Source organism: Pseudomonas sp. KB_12, assembly GCF_052114545.1.
GTDB classification, from domain to species: Bacteria; Pseudomonadota; Gammaproteobacteria; order Pseudomonadales; family Pseudomonadaceae; genus Aquipseudomonas; species Aquipseudomonas brassicacearum.
Genome location: NZ_JBFREY010000012.1, coordinates 115777 through 132229 on the forward strand (window position 1 = coordinate 115777; position 16453 = coordinate 132229).

At 60.8% G+C, this 16453-nt stretch carries 17 protein-coding genes; 7 read left to right on the top strand and 10 right to left on the bottom strand.

Annotated features, from left to right (window positions below):
- Positions 1–147 precede the first annotated feature (147 nt).
- The gene (locus tag AB4Z20_RS12400) at positions 148–540 is read left to right on the top strand and encodes a DUF3757 domain-containing protein (RefSeq protein WP_258689564.1); all 393 of its coding nucleotides are present in this window, start codon (positions 148–150) and stop codon (positions 538–540) included.
- A 37-nt stretch (positions 541–577) separates the two neighbouring features.
- On the opposite strand, the gene AB4Z20_RS12405 is transcribed toward AB4Z20_RS12400, so the two are convergent.
- Positions 578–1156, bottom strand: a complete 579-nt coding sequence (locus tag AB4Z20_RS12405) for a DUF2780 domain-containing protein (protein WP_053182592.1) — start codon at positions 1154–1156, stop codon at positions 578–580.
- A gap of 301 nt (positions 1157–1457) precedes the next feature.
- Here AB4Z20_RS12405 and AB4Z20_RS12410 point away from each other — a divergent pair, with 301 nt between their 5' ends.
- The 4 genes from AB4Z20_RS12410 (at position 1458) to AB4Z20_RS12425 (ending at position 3737) form a co-directional block, all read left to right on the top strand.
- The gene (locus tag AB4Z20_RS12410) at positions 1458–1880 is read left to right on the top strand and encodes a DUF3757 domain-containing protein (RefSeq protein ID WP_442090002.1); all 423 of its coding nucleotides are present in this window, start codon (positions 1458–1460) and stop codon (positions 1878–1880) included.
- A gap of 105 nt (positions 1881–1985) precedes the next feature.
- A complete protein-coding gene (locus tag AB4Z20_RS12415; protein WP_253478324.1) occupies positions 1986–2561 on the top strand; it encodes a hypothetical protein in 576 nt (191 codons plus the stop codon).
- A gap of 500 nt (positions 2562–3061) precedes the next feature.
- Entirely contained in the window at positions 3062–3334 is a 273-nt protein-coding gene (locus tag AB4Z20_RS12420) for a hypothetical protein (protein WP_018603560.1), read from the top strand.
- A 190-nt stretch (positions 3335–3524) separates the two neighbouring features.
- Complete coding sequence (locus AB4Z20_RS12425) at positions 3525–3737, top strand: cold-shock protein (protein WP_024619756.1); 213 nt, start codon at positions 3525–3527, stop codon at positions 3735–3737.
- A gap of 8 nt (positions 3738–3745) precedes the next feature.
- Here AB4Z20_RS12425 and AB4Z20_RS12430 read toward each other — a convergent pair whose 3' ends face one another.
- Positions 3746–4003, bottom strand: coding sequence for a hypothetical protein (locus AB4Z20_RS12430; protein WP_442090016.1), 258 nt, complete (start codon positions 4001–4003; stop codon positions 3746–3748).
- A 6-nt stretch (positions 4004–4009) separates the two neighbouring features.
- Between AB4Z20_RS12430 and AB4Z20_RS12435 the strand changes: the two genes are divergently transcribed.
- Positions 4010–4876: an RHS repeat-associated core domain-containing protein gene (locus AB4Z20_RS12435; protein WP_442090015.1), complete on the top strand. Its 867-nt coding sequence runs from the start codon at positions 4010–4012 to the stop codon at positions 4874–4876.
- Between the two features lie 100 nt (positions 4877–4976).
- Here AB4Z20_RS12435 and fdhA read toward each other — a convergent pair whose 3' ends face one another.
- The 8 genes from fdhA to AB4Z20_RS12475 form a co-directional block, all read right to left on the bottom strand.
- On the bottom strand, positions 4977–6176 hold the full coding sequence (gene fdhA, locus AB4Z20_RS12440; RefSeq protein WP_003177608.1) for a formaldehyde dehydrogenase, glutathione-independent: 1200 nt from the start codon (positions 6174–6176) through the stop codon (positions 4977–4979).
- A 181-nt stretch (positions 6177–6357) separates the two neighbouring features.
- The gene (gene purU, locus AB4Z20_RS12445) at positions 6358–7215 is read right to left on the bottom strand and encodes a formyltetrahydrofolate deformylase (protein ID WP_014340578.1); all 858 of its coding nucleotides are present in this window, start codon (positions 7213–7215) and stop codon (positions 6358–6360) included.
- Between the two features lie 224 nt (positions 7216–7439).
- The gene (locus tag AB4Z20_RS12450) at positions 7440–8072 is read right to left on the bottom strand and encodes a sarcosine oxidase subunit gamma (RefSeq protein WP_442090005.1); all 633 of its coding nucleotides are present in this window, start codon (positions 8070–8072) and stop codon (positions 7440–7442) included.
- Positions 8073–8231: 159 nt separating this feature from the next.
- A complete protein-coding gene (locus AB4Z20_RS12455) occupies positions 8232–11249 on the bottom strand; it encodes a sarcosine oxidase subunit alpha (RefSeq protein WP_214509904.1) in 3018 nt (1005 codons plus the stop codon).
- The gene (locus AB4Z20_RS12460; protein WP_003206305.1) at positions 11246–11575 is read right to left on the bottom strand and encodes a sarcosine oxidase subunit delta; all 330 of its coding nucleotides are present in this window, start codon (positions 11573–11575) and stop codon (positions 11246–11248) included. Before AB4Z20_RS12460 ends, AB4Z20_RS12455 begins: the two co-directional genes overlap by 4 nt.
- Before the next feature lie 14 nt (positions 11576–11589).
- Entirely contained in the window at positions 11590–12840 is a 1251-nt protein-coding gene (locus AB4Z20_RS12465) for a sarcosine oxidase subunit beta (RefSeq protein WP_003177603.1), read from the bottom strand.
- 21 nt (positions 12841–12861) lie between these two features.
- Positions 12862–14115 (bottom strand): serine hydroxymethyltransferase, encoded by a 1254-nt coding sequence (glyA, locus tag AB4Z20_RS12470; protein WP_003206308.1) that lies wholly within the window; start codon positions 14113–14115, stop codon positions 12862–12864.
- A gap of 301 nt (positions 14116–14416) precedes the next feature.
- Entirely contained in the window at positions 14417–15121 is a 705-nt protein-coding gene (locus AB4Z20_RS12475) for a TraX family protein (RefSeq protein WP_320389554.1), read from the bottom strand.
- A gap of 194 nt (positions 15122–15315) precedes the next feature.
- On the opposite strand from AB4Z20_RS12475, the gene AB4Z20_RS12480 reads away from it, so the two are divergent.
- Positions 15316–16356, top strand: a complete 1041-nt coding sequence (locus AB4Z20_RS12480) for a threonine aldolase family protein (RefSeq protein ID WP_442090007.1) — start codon at positions 15316–15318, stop codon at positions 16354–16356.
- Positions 16357–16453: the final 97 nt, after the last annotated feature.

Below are 16453 nucleotides of genomic sequence, written 5' to 3' on the forward strand. Positions count from 1 at the left end.
CTGAAAAAGCTCCGATGCTGAAGGCTCGGCTTTTGGACCTGGCATTTTTTTATTCCAAATCAGCATAAAAAACTGTCAACCCTGACAGTACCCCTCGCCAGACCCAGCCGTAACCATGTCGCCGGGACATAACACGGAAGCAAACACATGCGAAACTTCATGACGGGCGGCGGCGGAATAATTCTGCTGATGATCGGCCATGTCCACGCCGGAGAAGTCACTTGTCCGGCCGTGGCACAACTCCATGACAACACTGCGACGATAGAAATGCAGGATGATCCCGAATGGCAAAGCCAGAGCCTCGTGCAGGAGCTCAACCCGGCGGCGCTGCCCTTCAACGACGCCGAGTTCGCGATCCATGGACCCGACGAAGATGAGCAGGTACCGAGGAGGGTGACCATCACCTGCAATTACGGCGAGAACAATCTCACGCTGGATTATCAGCCGATGTCTTTACCCTCGGCCGCCAACCGTTGCGCCAGCCGGGGCACCGACACCTGCAGACGAGTGAACACCGACTATTTCAGCTTGAGATTCTGATGGTTGCGTGGCGGATTTTCGATGTCGCCACACCTCATCAAACACCCGCACTACTCCCCCAAATCCCCCCCAGATTCTGCAGCAACGAACCCGCCACGCCCTGTTGACCGAGGTACTGCAAGATGATCGGGGCAAACTGGCCGATCATGCCGCTGTCCATGCCCAGCGCACTGAAGGCATTGTTCAGGTCGCCGGTGTCCTTGACGTTGCCCAGCAAGCCGTCGAGCAGTGCATTCTTGTCCGACCCGCCGCCGAGCAAACCGCCCAGGCCATTGAGCCCACCGATGGCGCTGTTCCCAGCGATCTGATCCAGGCCCGGGACACTTTTGCTCAACTCGGAAAACTGCGGCTCGCTGAGTCGGTTCTTCGCCAGCCCCAGCATCGCACCGGCACCGCCGATGGCCTGTTCCGGCGTGATCTTGAGTTCCGATCCCAAGGTGTTGAGCAGGCCGGCGGCTTTCGGCGCGGCGGCCACGGCGCCCTCACCCTGCTCGCCTTGGTTGCCCTGCATCGCCGACACCACATTGGCTGCATCACTGAGGCTGAACTGCGCGAAGGCTGGGCTGGCAGCCAGCGTCAACAGGCAAGACAGAGCAAAACCACGTGAAACCTTCATCCGGGACTTCCTCTTGAGCATGAAAAAGCCGCTCATAGAGAGCGGCGTAAAGCGTGCGTTGGACTGGTGTGGACGCAGATTGTTCCTAAACGTATTACAGGAATGGCCGATAGCCATTACAGAAAATTCTTCCAAGGCCGTCAGAAGTTTCTGAATCAACGAAAACTGCGCTTTTTTATATAGCTAAAAGTTACCAAACATCCATATACAGTTCTAAATTGACATAAAGAACTGCCCACCTTGACAGTAGCCCGCCCGACCAAAGCCGTGAATCGTTGATCTGAGCCCTGGAGCCTGGCACATGAAAAAAATACTGACTGGAGGCGCGGCGTTGCTTTTGCTGATCATCGGCCAAGCCCATGCCGGTGAAATAACCTGCCCTGCCGTCACTGACATCCATAGAAACATTGAATCGGTGGAGGATGTTTTCTTCGTCGATGTACAGGACGACCACGAATGGGAGAGCGAAAGCCTCGTGGACGTGGTCGACCCGGAATCGTTGCAGTTCGAAGGTGCCGAGTACGTTATTCATGAAGCCGACGAGGACAGGCAGGCAACCACAAGGGCGACCATCACGTGCAGGTACGGGGACATAAATCTGAATATGGAGTATCAGCAGATCCTGGAACCGGCCTTTTCAGGGTGGGTGAACAATCGCTGCGAAAGCCCGAACACCAGAATGTGCAGGTTAATGGACGGAGACTACTTCAACCTGTTTCTTTGATCGGGAATGGCAACCGCGTCACTGTTCCTGCACAGCGTTTCAAGGCGCCCTGCCATCGCCCGCACCGTTACCGTACAGTGCGGCTTTCTCCAGCAGAGTTTGCCCATGAACGTAAAAATCGGCGGCGCCACCCTCGCCGTTATCCTGACGGGCATGCTCATTGTCCTGGGCGTCAACGAATGCCAGCGCGGCCCACTGAATCCGGAGCTGGCCGACGGCACCAGCGAAGAACAAAAGACCTGGCTGACCATCGAACACCGCATCAAGCGCTCCGACCCGACGCTTACCGATGTGACCCGCGACCAGCAAACGCTGACGGTGCTTTACCGTCCAGGTGCTTGCGCGGATGACTGCGAGCCCTGGGTGCCGCACCTGCTGCGCGTTGTCGGCCATGGCCTGGCAGCGCTCAACGGCGCGCCAGGGGGCAAGCAGTACACGCAAGTGACGGTCAAGGCGCGGATCCTTGCCGATGATGATGTGGAACTGGTCTATGACATGCCAGGGTTCGACGCCATCAAGACCCAACAAGGCGGCTACGAGACCTTTGCCAGCATGCCCCGCAGCCTGAAATTCAGCAGCGACGCCCTGGCCCAGGCGCAGGACTATTGCCAAGGTCCTAGCGCCAAAGGGTTCTACCCTGAATTTTGCGAACGGGTCGAGACTGCAACGGCCCATCGCTAACCGTGGCGAGGGCACTTGGACCCTGTAGGAGCTGGCGAAGCCTGCGATCTTTTGATCTTTTGATCTTTCGCTTGAGACTCAAGTGTCTGGGGAAAGATCGCAGCCTCGTTTCACTCGGCAGCTCCTACACAGTGTCCACAACCCGACGCGTGCAATTTCTGGCCACAACCGGCGCTCGATCACCGTCGACTAAAAATCTTACAACTACTTGGGAAATCACCCGCAACAGCGAGCCTTGCCCAAGCCAATCCGCGATGCCTATAGTTGTCCCGTCGTCCACATGGCGACTCGGGTTTGGCGACTCGATAAACTGCAGTCAGAAGCCCTGCTTTTTGGCACGGGCTTTTGCACTCGCAAAACTGCTTAATGGCAGTTGTGCGCGGGAGACTCTCGGGTCTGCCGATTTGCAGTTTTCGGTTCGCCAACCCGCGTACAGCTGCCACCCATTCGTTTGGCGACGAGTGAGTGGCGGCCCCCACTAAACTGCTGAGATCTACCCAATGAACCGATACATGCCCCTCACCGGCGTCGACTGCTCCCCCGCCGCCCTGCTCATCGATACCCAAGCCCCCCTCGACGTCCTCCACGAAACCGCCGCCTACCGCATCCGCGCCGTGACCCAACTGTTGGAAAACATCGCCTTTCGCGAAGAGCTCAGTTCCGACGCCGTCGTCCTCCACGACTTCGCCCTGCTCCTGGCGATTCCCTTGCGCGATGGCTGCGACGTGCTGGACGTGATCGGTCGCCGCTTGCAGGCACAAGCCATGGCCTGACCGCAGCGCCAGTCATCCGACTATCAACGCGCAAGCCGTTATTTCCTCTCGGTATTGCCTACTGTCAACGTTGACAGTAGGCAGCTGTTCATTCGGGTTCTAACCTGCAGCCGTGACAACGACAAACAAGGCTCTGGGCAAACCACAGTCCCTGTGCCTTTCTTCATTCGGGCAAGCAGGAAGAATAAAAATGAGCGACCGAATCAAAGGAACCGTGAAGTGGTTTAACGATGCAAAGGGCTATGGCTTCATCACTTGCGGCAAAGGAGGCAAGGAATTGTTCGTTCATTACTCGGCGATCGCCGGCGAGGGTTATAAAACATTGAAACAGAAGCAAACAGTCTTCTTTGAAATCGAGAAGAGTGACAAAGGCATGCAAGCCATGAGAGTGACGCCGGATTAACCCTCGGCTCACGCAGGAGTCAATTCATGTCGGCAAACCACAAAACGCTGCTCTGCCGTTACCACTATGACCCACTGGATCGCCTGGTCGATTGCACGCCATCGGCCCAGGCCCACACCCAGCGCTTCTACCTGAAGGAGCGCCTGACCAGCGAGATCCAGGGCTCGGTACAGCGCTCGATTTTCCAGCAGGGCGATCAACTCCTGGCGCAACAACAGCGCCAGGATGGCGTCATCGAAAGCACCTTGCTCGCCACCGATCAGCAACGCTCGGTGCTGCACGCGCTCGATGCCACACAGCCTCATCCCCTCGCCTACACACCCTACGGCCATCGCCCGGCGGAAAACGGCTTACTCAGCCTGCTCGGCTTCAACGGCGAACGGCCGGATCCGGTGACGGGGCATTATTTGTTGGGTAATGGGTATCGGGCGTTCAATCCGGTATTGATGCGGTTTAACAGCCCGGACAGTTTGAGTCCGTTTGGGGACGGGGGCGTGAATGCTTATACGTACTGTGTTGGAGATCCGGTAAATCGGGTGGATCCGACGGGGCACTTACCGGCATGGTTTAAATCCATTGGGAGGGCACTGGGATTCATACCGCCATCGTCGCGAGTAGCGCGTGCTGATCGGGCCTATAACCTTGCAGTGCAAGAGACAGCAGGACAAGGCATCTCAGGGTTCCCAACCAACGGAGTTCCCAATAGACCACTTACGCCCCCTCCTTCTCCCATCGCATCAAAGAGCCCGAACGATTTAACTGCTGCATGGACAACTAGAGAAACGATAGCAGTACATCACTCGCCTTCTGCCTCCCGTCGCGGCTCGCATTCCTACTACTTAGACGGGGGTGAGACATCGGACATTCCGTTTGCTTCAGGCCCCCCATCACCGGAACTCTCTCGGCCGCGCGCTTCTTCACAACACTCATGGTGGGACCCCTTCACAGCAAGGAGAGCTCGTAGAGCTGCTGAAGGTCATAGACCAGCTGTTGTTATGGATGACAATGATCCAGGGCTAACTGCTCTTAGACATCGATTTGGCGTTGTGCCTCCCGGTTACGATGATACTCCGCCACCACCTTACGATGCTCCACCGTCTTACGAGGAGGTGTCGCGCAACAGAGTTCGACGAACTTAAGCAGCCAATACTTACATCCTCGCATCACCCACGCTTTACGCTGAGCTGAATAAAAAGGGCGACATCACAGTCGCCCTTTCCCCGTCTTGCCCTTTACCGCTTACGCCGCACTGAACAACTTATGCGGATCAATCACAAACTTCTTCGGCACGCCCGCATCGAACTCGCCGTAACCCTTCGGCGCGTCATCCAGGCTGATCACCTGTACGCCAACGATTTCAGCAATGTTGATACGGTCCCACATGATCGCCTGCATCAGTTGGCGGTTGTACTTCATCACTGGGGTCTGGCCAGTATGGAAGCTGTGGGATTTGGCCCAGCCCAGGCCGAAGCGGATGCTCAGGCTGCCCATTTTCGCCGCCGCATCGACAGCGCCCGGGTCTTCGGTGACGTAGAGGCCGGGGATGCCGATTTTGCCAGCGACGCGGACCACGCCCATCAATGAGTTGAGCACGGTGGCCGGGGCTTCGTGCTTGACGCCGTCATGGCCGTGGCCGCGGGCTTCGAAGCCGACGCAGTCGACGGCGCAATCCACCTCTGGCTCGCCCAACAGTGCGGCGATTTGCTCGTGCAGCGGGGTGTCGGTGGACAGGTCGACAATTTCGAAGCCTTGAGCCTTGGCGTGGGCCAGGCGGATGGAGTTGACGTCACCAATGATCACCACGGCCGCGCCCAGCAGACGGGCGGAAGCGGCGGCCGCCAGGCCAACCGGGCCGGCACCGGCGATGTAGACGGTGCTGCCAGGGCCAACGCCGGCGGTGACTGCGCCGTGGTAGCCGGTGGGCAGGATGTCGGACAGGCAGGTCAGATCGCGGATTTTCTCCATGGCCTTGTCGCGGTCCGGCAGTTTCAGCAGGTTGAAGTCGGCGTACGGCACCAGTACGTATTCAGCCTGGCCGCCAGTCCAGTCGCCCATGTCCACGTAACCGTAGGCACCGCCGGCACGGGCCGGGTTGACGGTCAGGCAGACGCCAGTGTGTTGCTCTTTGCAGGAACGGCAGCGCCCGCAAGCCACGTTGAACGGCACCGACACCAGATCACCGATTTTCAGGTTCTCGACGTCGCTGCCCTTTTCGATCACTTCACCGGTGATTTCGTGACCCAGGACCAGGCCGGTCTGGGCGGTGGTACGGCCGCGCACCATGTGCTGGTCGGAGCCGCAGATGTTGGTGGAGACCACGCGCAGGATGACACCGTGCTCAATCTTCCTGCCGCGCGGGTCCTGCATTTTTGGATAGTCGATTTTCTGTACTTCGACCTTGCCGTTGCCGAGATACACGACACCACGATTACCAGACATGCTTTCACCTCGCTGTTGTTTTTGTGGAACTGCGTTGCCCAGGCAGGCAGCGCGTTGATTGCTCGGGTTAGTGCTTGTGTCTTTGTTTCTTTGTCGTCTGTAAGGGCCTCATCGCGAGCAAGCTCGCTCCCACAGTTGATCGCGTACTCCCTGTGGGAGCGAGCTTGCTCGCGATGTCGGTCTAAAGAACGACAGTGCGATTGGCGTTCAAGAACACTCTTCGCTCGATGTGATACCCCACGGCCCGGGCCAGGGTGAGCCCTTCAATATCGCGGCCCTTGGCGATCAGGTCTTCGGGATAGTGGCTGTGGTCCACCACTTCCACGCCCTGGGCGATGATCGGACCTTCGTCCAGGTCGTTGTTGATGTAGTGCGCCGTGGCGCCCACCAGTTTCACGCCTTTGTTGTAGGCCTGGTGATACGGCTTGGCGCCCTTGAAGCCCGGCAGCAGCGAGTGGTGAATGTTGATCGCCTTGCCGTCGAGCTTGCGGCACAACTCCGGCGACAGCACTTGCATGTAGCGCGCAAGGATCACCAGCTCGGCACCGGTGTCTTCGATCACCTGCCACACCTGCCGCTCCTGGGAGGGCTTGTCGTTCGGGTCCAGGGGGAAATGGTAGTAGGGAATCTGGTGCCAGTCGGCCAGCGGCTTGAGATCGGGGTGGTTGGAGACCACGGCCACCACGTCCATGGACAACTGGCCGATGCGCTGGCGGTAGAGCAAGTCGTTGAGGCAGTGATCGGCCTTGGAGACCATGATCACCACTTTGGGCCGGTAGTTGGGCGGCGTCAGTTCGAAAACCATGCCGAAGGCTTCGGCACGCTCGGCCAGGCCGGAACGGAAATTCTGCTCGTCAAAACCGTCGGGTTGACGAAACTCCACGCGAATGAAGAAGCGCCCCGAAAGCCGGTCGTCGAAGGAGTGGTGCTCGGTGACGTAGCAGCCCTGCTCGAACAGAAAGCGGGTCACCGCGTCCACCGTGCCGAGCACGCTGGGGCAGTCGGCAGTCAAGATCCATGTGTCTGGGGCGCGGCTCATTGCGGTGACTCCTGTTCAAAATTAACTGGGCGACATAGAACCCTGTGGCGAGGGAGCTTGCTCCCGCTGGGCTCTGTAGGAGCTGTCGAGTGAAACGAGGCTGCGATCTTTCCAAGGACACTTGAATCCCAAGCGAAAGATCAAAAGATCGCAGCCTTCGGCAGCTCCTACAGAGCCGAGCGGGAGCAAGCTCCCTCGCCACAACAGCATTCCAAGACCAAGAATCAGGCCTGCACGCTCAAGCCATACTCAGCCGCGGCGTCCTGCAACCACAGCCACCAGTAATCCGAGAAGCTGCGGCGGATCACCAGTTCCCAGGTGTCTTCGCCCGTGTGGCGGATCACCAGTTGCGACTTGGCGAACACCGTGCCCACGGCCTTGCCCACCGGGAAGTTGCTTGGGTGAACGTCGTAGCTGGTGGATTTCATCAGCACGTCGCGCACATTCGGGCCGGACAGTTCGAGGATCTGCTGGCCACCGCTGACGTTGACGACCTGGATGTGCAGGTCGCCCAGGGCTTCACGCAGTTTTTTCTCGGCGGCAAACTCTTCGCCGGTGGGTACCACCAGCAGCCACTCGTCCGGGCCAAGCCATTGCAGGCTGGTTTCACCCTTGACGATGACGGTCAGGGCGCCTGGCAATTCCAGGCCCAGGGCCTTGTGCACGCCGGCGGCGAACGCCGGGTCGTGACCGTCGCCACGAAGGGTCAGGTGGCCCAGGAGTTTTTTCTCGCGCACGGTCACGCCGGCGTTCTTGCGGCCCTTGCCCACCAGGCTGGCGAGGTCGGCATGGTGCAGCGACGACTCGGCCTTGGCCCCGGTGGTTGGGCGTTGTGGGTACACGTTGACTGCGGTCATATGGAGCACCTGTCTGAATGCTTGTTCGACCTGCCGGTGCGTGGCGCTGTGGGAGCAAGGCTTGCCCGCGATGAACGATAACTCGGTCTGATGGCTACCGTGTCGCCTGCATCGCGAGCAAGCTTTGCTCCCACACGCCCCCACCACAGGGCTTAAATGTTAGATATTCTGCCGATCCCCCTTCGGATCGAAGAACACCGAAGAAACAATCTCTGCCTCGATCACGCTGCCGTCGGCCAATGGCGCGAACACGCGCTCGCCCATCCGCTTGAGGCCGCCCTTGACCACACCCATGGCAAATGAATAACCCAGGGAGTTGTGGGCATAGCTGGAGGTCACGTGACCAACCATGGTCATCGGGATCGCCTGCTTGGTGTTGAACACCAGTTGCGCGCCCTCTGGCAGCCAGACATTCGGGTCGATCGGCTTGAGGCCCACCAGTTGCTTGCGCTCTTCACGCACGCAATCTTCGCGATTCATGCCGCGCCAGCCGATCCACGAGAACGGCTTGGTCCGTCCTACGCACCAGCCCATGTTCAGGTCGTCCGGGGTCATCGAGCTGTCAGTGTCCTGACCGACAATGATGAAGCCCTTCTCGGCCCGCAATACGTGCATGGTCTCGGTGCCATACGGGGTCAGGTTGTACTTCTTCCCGGCCTCGACGATCTGCTCGAGCACGCCCATGGCGTAGTCGGCCTGCACGTTGATTTCGTACGACAGTTCACCGGTGAACGAAATGCGGAACACCCGCGCCGGTACGCCGCCCACCAGGCCTTCCTTCCAGGTCATGAACGGGAAAGCGTCCTTGTCCAGGTCGATGTCGGTGACGTCGCTCAGCAGCTTGCGGCTGTTGGGGCCCGACAGGGTCATGGTTGCCCAATGGTCGGTGACCGAGGTGAAGTACACCTTCAGGTCCGGCCATTCGGTCTGGTGATAGATTTCCAGCCATTGCAGCACGCGCGCCGCGCCGCCGGTGGTGGTGGTCATCAGGAAGTGGTTGTCCGCCAGACAGGCCGTTACGCCGTCGTCGAAGACCATACCGTCTTCCTTGCACATCAGGCCGTAGCGGGCCTTGCCCACGTCGAGCTTGGTCCAGGCGTTGGTGTAGACGCGGTTGAGGAACTCGCGAGCATCCGGACCCTGGATGTCGATCTTGCCCAGGGTCGAGGCGTCCAGCAGGCCAACGCTGTCACGCACGGCCTTGCATTCGCGCTTGACCGCGGCATGCATGTCTTCGCCGTTCTTCGGGAAGTACCAAGGACGCTTCCACTGGCCGACGTCTTCGAACTCGGCGCCGCTTTTCACATGCCAGGCATGCAGCGCGGTGAAGCGCACCGGCTCGAAGATGTGCCCGCAGTGCCGGCCCGCCACCGCGCCGAAGGTCACCGGCGTGTAGTTCGGACGGAACATGGTGGTGCCCATCTGCGGGATGCTCACGTTCAGCGAACGGGCCGCGATGGCCAGGCCGTTGACGTTGCCCAGTTTGCCCTGGTCGGTACCGAAGCCCAGTGCGGTGTAGCGCTTGACGTGTTCCACCGATTCGAAGCCTTCGCGGGTGGCGAGTTCGATGGCGGCGGCAGTGACGTCGTTCTGCAGGTCGACGAATTGCTTCGGTGCCCGTGCAGTGGATTTTTCGTGAGGCACCTGGAACAGCGCCAGGGTCGGCTCTTCGTGACGGCTCAGGGCCTTGGGCAACACACCCTCCACCGCTTTGAAGCCGGCTTCGTTGGCCGCGCGCACGCCGCCTTCAAAACCGTCAGCCAAGCTATCACCGAGGCTGTAGACACCATTCACACCACCGACACAGACACGCTTTTGCGGTGCTTCGCCCGGTACGAAACCGAGGATGTCTTCACGCCAGATCGGCTTGCCACCCAGGTGCGAAGCCAGGTGAACCACCGGGCTGTAGCCGCCGGAGCTGGCCACCAGGTCGCAGTCCAGCCATTCGCCGGGGCTGGTGACTTTGTGGGCACGGACGTCGATCGCGGCAACACGTGCCCCGGTGACGCGCTTGCTGCCACGGGCCTCGATCACGGCGCTGCCGGTGAGGATGCGAATGCCCTTGGCGCGGGCTTCTTCCACCAGCGCACCACGCGGGTTGCTGCGCGCATCGGCGACAGCCACCACTTGCAGGCCGGCGTCGAACCAGTCCAGGGCCACGCGATAGGCGTGGTCGTTGTTTGTGCTCAGCACCAGTTTCTTGCCCGGTGCCACGCCGTAGCGACGCACGTAGGTGGACACCGCACCGGCCAGCATGTTGCCCGGCACGTCGTTGTTGCCATAGACCAGCGGGCGCTCGCAGGCGCCGGTCGCCAGGACCACGCGCTTGGCGCGGACGCGGTTGATGCGCTGGCGGACCTGGCCGATCGGTGCGCGGTCGCCGAGGTGGTCGGTGAGGCGCTCGTGGATGGTCAGGAAGTTATGGTCGTGGTAACCGTTCACCGTGGCGCGAGGCAACAGCAACACTTGCGGCATCGATTGCAGTTCAGCCACCGCAGCAGCGACCCATTCGGTCGCCGGCTTGCCGTCCAGGCTCTCGCGGGATTCGAGCAGGCTACCGCCGAACTCTTCCTGCTCATCGGCCAGGATAACGCGCGCACCGCTGCGGGCCGCGGCCAGTGCGGCGGCCAGGCCAGCGGGGCCTGCGCCGACGATCAGCACGTCGCAGTGACGGTTCATGTAGTCGTAGGTGTCCGGATCGTTCTCGGTCGGCGAGCGACCTAGCCCTGCGGCCTTGCGGATGTACTTCTCGTAGGTCATCCAGAACGATTGCGGGTACATGAAGGTTTTGTAGTAGAAGCCCGGCGGCATCAGCTTGCCGCCGACCTTGCCGAGAATGCCCATCATGTCGTTGTTCACGTTCGGCCAGCCGTTGGTGCTGGTGGCGACCAGCCCCTGGTACAGCGCCTGTTGCGTGGCGCGCACGTTAGGGATTTGCGTGGCTTCGGTGGCACCGATCTGCAGCACCGCGTTCGGCTCTTCGGCACCGGCGGCGAAGATGCCGCGCGGACGCGAATACTTGAAGCTGCGGCCGATGATGTCGACACCGTTGGCCAGCAGCGCGGCGGCCAGGGAATCGCCCTCGAAGCCTTTGTAGGTCTGGCCGTTGAAGGTGAAGCTCAGCGCTTTGTTGCGGTCGATCCGTCCGCCGTTGGACAGGCGATTGATCTGGCTCATACCTTCTCTCCCAGAGCCTGCGCGGCCGCTTTCGGACTGTCAGCCTTGTCGGTGAATTGCGGCTTTTGGCCGATCTTGTAGGTTTCGAGAATCTCGTAGGTCACGGTGTCGCGAGTCACGTTGAAGTACTGGCGGCAACCGGCGACGTGATCCCACAGCTCATGGTGCAACCCGCGTGGGTTGTCACGGAAGAACATGTAGTCGCCCCACTGTTCGTCGGTGCAGGCATTCGGATCCAGTGGACGCGGGATATGCGCCTGGCCGGATGCATGGAATTCCTCTTCGGAGCGCAGTTCGCCGCAGTGAGGACAGAAGATGTGCAACATAGGGATTTCTCCTGTTAGTGGGCGACGGCAGCAGCGCCGTGTTCGTCGATCAGTGCGCCGTTGTGGAAACGGTCGATGGAAAACGGCGCGGCCAGCGGGTGCATTTCACCCTTGGCCAGGCTTGCAGCGAAGACGTTGCCCGAGCCCGGGGTGGCCTTGAAGCCGCCAGTGCCCCAACCGCAGTTGAAGAACATGTTCGGCACCGGGGTCTTGGAGATGATCGGGCAGGCGTCCGGCGTGGTGTCGACGATGCCGCCCCACTGGCGGTTCATGCGTACGCGGGACAACACCGGGAACATCTCGACGATGGCCTGGACCGTGTGTTCGATCACCGGGTACGAGCCACGCTGGCCGTAGCCGTTGTAGCCGTCGATACCAGCACCGATCACCAGGTCGCCCTTGTCGGACTGGCTGATGTAGCCGTGCACGGCGTTGGACATGATCACGCTGTCGATGATCGGCTTGATCGGCTCGGACACCAGCGCTTGCAGCGGGTGGGATTCGATCGGCAGGCGGAAGCCCGCGAGCTTGGCCATGTGCCCGGAGTTACCGGCCGTCACCACGCCGACGCGCTTGGCACCGATGAAGCCCTTGTTGGTTTCCACGCCGATGCATACGCCGTTTTCCTTGCGGAAACCGATCACTTCGGTCTGTTGGATCAGGTCCACGCCCAACGCGTCCGCCGCCCGGGCAAAGCCCCAGGCCACGGCATCGTGACGGGCCACGCCGCCGCGGCGCTGGACGGTGGCGCCCATCACCGGGTAGCGGGTGTTTTTCGAGCAATCCAGGTACGGGATCTCGTCGGCCACTTGCTTGGCGTTGAGCAGCTCGCCGTCCACGCCGTTGAGGCGGTTGGCGCTGACGCGACGCTCGGAATCACGGATGTCCTGCAGGGTGTGGCACAGGTTGTAGACGCCACGCTGGGAGAACATCACGTTGTAGTTCAGGTCCTGGGACAGGCCTTCCCAGAGTTTCATCGCGTGTTCGTACAGGTGGGCCGATTCGTCCCACAGGTAGTTGGAGCGCACGATGGTGGTGTTGCGTGCGGTGTTACCGCCGCCCAACCAGCCCTTCTCGACCACGGCCACGTTGGTGATGCCGTGTTCCTTGGCCAGGTAGTAGGCGGTCGCCAGGCCATGCCCGCCACCGCCGACGATGACCACGTCGTAGACCTTTTTCGGGGTCGGCGTGCGCCACATCCGCTGCCAGTTTTCGTGATGGCTGAGAGAGTGTTTGAAGAGGCCGAAGCCCGAATAGCGTTGCATAGTCATTACTCCAAAACCGACTCAGCGATAAACCGGGAAGTCCGCGCACAGGGCCGCCACTTGCTGCGCGACATTGGCCTCGACATCGGCATCGCCGAGGTTGTCGAGAATGTCGCAGATCCAGCCGGCCAGCGTGACGCACTGGGTCACCTTGAAACCACGCGTGGTCACCGCCGGGGTGCCAATGCGCAGGCCCGAGGTCACGAACGGCGATTGCGGGTCGTTCGGCACGGCGTTCTTGTTGACGGTGATGTGGGCACGGCCCAGGGCAGCATCGGCGTCCTTGCCGGTCAGGCCCTGACGGATCAGGCTGACCAGGAACAGGTGGTTATCGGTGCCACCGGACACTACATCGTAGCCGCGCTTGATGAACACGCCAGCCATGGCCTGGGCGTTATCGATCACTTGCTGCTGGTAAGCCTTGAAGCCAGGCTCCGCCGCTTCCTTGAAGCACACCGCCTTGCCGGCGATCACGTGCATCAACGGGCCGCCCTGGGCGCCGGGGAATACCGCGGCGTTGAGCTTTTTCTCGATCTCTTCGTTGGCCTTGGCCAGGATCAGGCCGCCACGTGGACCGCGCAGGGTCTTGTGGGTGGTGGTGGTGACCACGTCGGCGTAAGGCAGTGGATTAGGGTACAGACCGGCGGCGACCAGACCGGCAACGTGGGCCATGTCGACGAACAGCAGGGCACCGACCTTGTCGGCGATCTGGCGGAAACGTGGGAAGTCCAGGGTCTTGGAGTAAGCGGAGAAACCGGCAACGATCATCTTCGGCTTGTGCTCGACCGCCAGGCGCTCGACTTCGTCGTAGTCGATCAGGCCGGTGGTGGTGTCGATGCCGTATTGCACCGCGTTGTAGAGCTTGCCCGAGGACGACACCTTGGCACCGTGGGTCAAGTGACCGCCGTGGGCCAGGCTCATGCCCAGGATGGTGTCGCCAGCCTGCAGCAGCGCCAGGTACACGGCGCTGTTGGCCGAAGAACCGGAGTGCGGCTGGACGTTGGCGTAATCGGCACCGAACAACTGCTTGGCGCGCTCGATGGCCAGGGCTTCGACTTTGTCGACGTGTTCGCAGCCACCGTAGTAGCGCTTGCCTGGATAGCCTTCGGCGTACTTGTTGGTCAGGCCGCTGCCCTGGGCCTCCATCACGCGCTTGCTGGTGTAGTTTTCTGACGCGATCAGTTCGATGTGATCTTCCTGGCGTTGCTCTTCGGCGTTCATCGCCGCCAGCAGTGCATCATCGTAGCCTTGGATTTGGTCTTGCTTGCTGAACATCGCGTCTCTCCCAGCGGCGGCGGTGCGCCTTTCGTCTCGGTGAGGCACGGACCATTCGGTCGTGCCCTTTGGATGCGATGGTATGGCTGGCGCAGGCATGTCAAATGCCTATGGACGCCACGCAAAGGTGCGTTTACGACATGGGATCAAAGAGTCGGAGAGCAAGGCCTGCGCGATAGCACTGTGGGAGCAAAGCTTGCTCGCGATCCAGGCGCCTCGGTCCACGGGAGACCGCGGCGCTTTCATCGCGGGCAAGCCTTGCTCCCACAGGCTTTGCTCCCAAGATGCTGCTCCCATAGGGTTACGCGACGATCTGGCGAACCGCGAGCAACAGTAGGAAATGCGCGGGATAAAGGCCATACGCCCAGCGCCGCATCGCCGGTGGATGAAAACGACCAGCCTGTCGCAAAAGCATCAGCCCAAGCCATGGCGCGATCAGGCAGGCCACCAATCCCCAAAGCGCCACCCCATTCCCCAGCCACGCCGAGCCATACAACACCCGCCATTGATTGGCCGCCACGCAGATCAGCCCCGGCAACAAAGCCATGTACAAGGGACGCTTGAAGACCAGCAACATCGCCAGCGGCAGCAGCACACCAAAGAAACCGAACATCAGTTGCGGCGAAAACAGCGCCGCCAGCAGCAACACCGTCACCGCCTGGCATCGTGCCTCCAGGGTGGGTGTCTGCCAACCGCGCGCCACCAGCAAGCCCAGGACCAGGGTTGGCATCACATTCAGGGTGGTGGGATCAGGGATGAACAAGCGGTAGGGGATTTCGCTGACGGCACTGAATAGCAGCAACCAACCCAGGTAACGCCACGGGACGGTGCTGGCGTCGTTGCGCGCCAGGTTCGCCGCCATCGCCAGGCAGAACCAGGGAAACGCCAGGCGTCCCGGTACATATAGCCAATCGACGGAGAAACCGACATATCGCAGATGATCGAGCACCATCGCCAACAGAGCCAGCCACTTGAGCAGGTCCAGCGCCCCGTCGCGCCGGCTCATGTGTAAAACGGCTCGATGAGTTTGATACTTTCCGACAGAAACATCCGGTGTGTTCCCCCGCTAATCTTGGGTAAAGTGCGCACCAACATTGACACGGCGCTGTGGACCCAAACACGCCGAACCATGGAGCGCCCCACCCGGGCATTCCGCCAGGGATCTCTTTACCCAGGACTCTCTATTCAAGGAGCAAGGCCATGACCGACAAGAGTCAACAGTTTGCCAGCGACAACTATTCCGGCATTTGCCCCGAAGCCTGGGCGGCCATGGAAGAAGCCAACCAGGGTCACCAACGCGCCTACGGCGACGACGAGTGGACCCACCGCGCGGCGGACGATTTCCGGGCCTTGTTCGAAACCGACTGCGAAGTGTTCTTCGCGTTCAACGGCACGGCGGCCAACTCGTTGGCGCTGTCCTCACTGTGCCAGAGTTACCACAGCGTGATCTGCTCGGAAACCGCCCACGTCGAAACCGACGAATGCGGCGCACCGGAGTTCTTCTCCAACGGTTCCAAGCTGCTGGTGGCTCGCACCGAAAACGGCAAGCTGACCCCCGAGTCGATCCGTGAGATCGCCCTCAAGCGCCAGGACATCCACTACCCCAAGCCCCGGGTCGTGACCCTGACCCAGGCCACGGAAGTCGGCAGTGTCTACACCCCGGAAGAAATCCGCGCCATCAGTGTCACCTGCAAGGAACTGGGGCTGAACCTGCACATGGACGGCGCGCGGTTTTCCAACGCCTGCGCCTTCCTCGGCTGCTCCCCGGCCGACCTGACCTGGAAGGCCGGCGTGGACGTGTTGTGCTTTGGCGGCACGAAAAACGGCATGGCGGTGGGTGAAGCGATCCTGTTCTTCAACCATGATCTGGCCGAAGACTTCGACTATCGCTGCAAACAGGCCGGGCAACTGGCTTCGAAGATGCGTTTTCTCTCCGCGCCCTGGGTCGGTTTGCTGCAAAACCAGGCCTGGCTCAAGCACGCCCGCCACGCCAACCACTGCGCCCAATTGCTGGCAGAGCTGGTCAGCGACATTCCCGGCGTGGAACTGATGTTCCCGGTCCAGGCCAACGGCGTGTTCCTGCAACTCTCGGAACCGGCCATCGCCGCGCTGACCGCCAAGGGCTGGCGTTTCTACACGTTCATTGGCAAAGGCGGCGCACGCTTCATGTGCTCGTGGGATACCGAGGAAGAGCGGGTGCGGGAATTGGCGGCGGATATTCGCGAAGTTATGAGCGCGTAGGAGCTGCCGAGCGGAGCGAGGCTGCGATCTTTCCAAGCCAGATTGAGTCTCAAGCGAAAGATCAAAAGATCGCAGCCTCGCTTTGCTCGACAGCTCC

What these genes read in the sequence shown, in the direction of transcription:
- glyA (WP_003206308.1), bottom strand. Translation starts at nt 14,115, where the DNA reads ATGTTCAGCAAGCAAGACCAAATCCAAGGCTACGATGATGCACTGCTG.
- purU (WP_014340578.1), bottom strand. Translation starts at nt 7,215, where the DNA reads ATGAGCCGCGCCCCAGACACATGGATCTTGACTGCCGACTGCCCCAGC.
- AB4Z20_RS12425 (WP_024619756.1), top strand. Translation starts at nt 3,525, where the DNA reads ATGAGCGACCGAATCAAAGGAACCGTGAAGTGGTTTAACGATGCAAAG.
- AB4Z20_RS12450 (WP_442090005.1), bottom strand. Translation starts at nt 8,072, where the DNA reads ATGACCGCAGTCAACGTGTACCCACAACGCCCAACCACCGGGGCCAAG.
- AB4Z20_RS12460 (WP_003206305.1), bottom strand. Translation starts at nt 11,575, where the DNA reads ATGTTGCACATCTTCTGTCCTCACTGCGGCGAACTGCGCTCCGAAGAG.
- AB4Z20_RS12480 (WP_442090007.1), top strand. Translation starts at nt 15,316, where the DNA reads ATGACCGACAAGAGTCAACAGTTTGCCAGCGACAACTATTCCGGCATT.
- AB4Z20_RS12410 (WP_442090002.1), top strand. Translation starts at nt 1,458, where the DNA reads ATGAAAAAAATACTGACTGGAGGCGCGGCGTTGCTTTTGCTGATCATC.
- AB4Z20_RS12465 (WP_003177603.1), bottom strand. Translation starts at nt 12,840, where the DNA reads ATGCAACGCTATTCGGGCTTCGGCCTCTTCAAACACTCTCTCAGCCAT.
- AB4Z20_RS12400 (WP_258689564.1), top strand. Translation starts at nt 148, where the DNA reads ATGCGAAACTTCATGACGGGCGGCGGCGGAATAATTCTGCTGATGATC.
- AB4Z20_RS12455 (WP_214509904.1), bottom strand. Translation starts at nt 11,249, where the DNA reads ATGAGCCAGATCAATCGCCTGTCCAACGGCGGACGGATCGACCGCAAC.
- fdhA (WP_003177608.1), bottom strand. Translation starts at nt 6,176, where the DNA reads ATGTCTGGTAATCGTGGTGTCGTGTATCTCGGCAACGGCAAGGTCGAA.
- AB4Z20_RS12405 (WP_053182592.1), bottom strand. Translation starts at nt 1,156, where the DNA reads ATGAAGGTTTCACGTGGTTTTGCTCTGTCTTGCCTGTTGACGCTGGCT.
- AB4Z20_RS12415 (WP_253478324.1), top strand. Translation starts at nt 1,986, where the DNA reads ATGAACGTAAAAATCGGCGGCGCCACCCTCGCCGTTATCCTGACGGGC.
- AB4Z20_RS12475 (WP_320389554.1), bottom strand. Translation starts at nt 15,121, where the DNA reads ATGAGCCGGCGCGACGGGGCGCTGGACCTGCTCAAGTGGCTGGCTCTG.
- AB4Z20_RS12420 (WP_018603560.1), top strand. Translation starts at nt 3,062, where the DNA reads ATGAACCGATACATGCCCCTCACCGGCGTCGACTGCTCCCCCGCCGCC.